The organism is Aeromonas sp. ZOR0002, assembly GCF_963866995.1.
Classification (GTDB): domain Bacteria; phylum Pseudomonadota; class Gammaproteobacteria; order Enterobacterales; family Aeromonadaceae; genus Aeromonas; species Aeromonas caviae.
The window spans coordinates 1-349 of sequence record NZ_CAWMFQ010000219.1; the positions used below are offsets into that span (position 1 = coordinate 1).

The window sequence follows — 349 nt, forward strand, 5'->3', positions numbered from 1 at the left end:
GATGGAGACGCCCGGCAGGTTGATGCCCTTGTTCTCGCCCAGATCGCCGTTGTTCAGTACTTTACAGATGACTTCGCGCTCGGTGATCTCGATGACGTCCAGGCCGATCAGGCCATCGTCAACCAGGATGCGGTTGCCGACGCGCAGGTCGCTGGCGAAACCGGCATAGGTCACGGCGACTTTGTCTTTGTTGCCAACCACGGTCTGGTCGGTGGTGAAGGTGAAGGTCTGGCCAGCGACCAGGGCAACGTCGTTGCCGCCTTCCAGCTTGATGGTACGGATTTCCGGACCCTTGGTGTCCAGCAGAATGGCTGCGTGCTTGCCGGTTTCGGCCATGACAGCGCGCAGG

The 349-nt window shown here is 60.7% G+C and carries 1 protein-coding gene; it reads right to left on the reverse strand.

The annotated features are described in order from the left end of the window. A partial coding sequence (locus AACR77_RS12835) for a pyruvate kinase (protein ID WP_042881987.1) occupies positions 1-349 on the reverse strand: 349 nt, incomplete at both ends.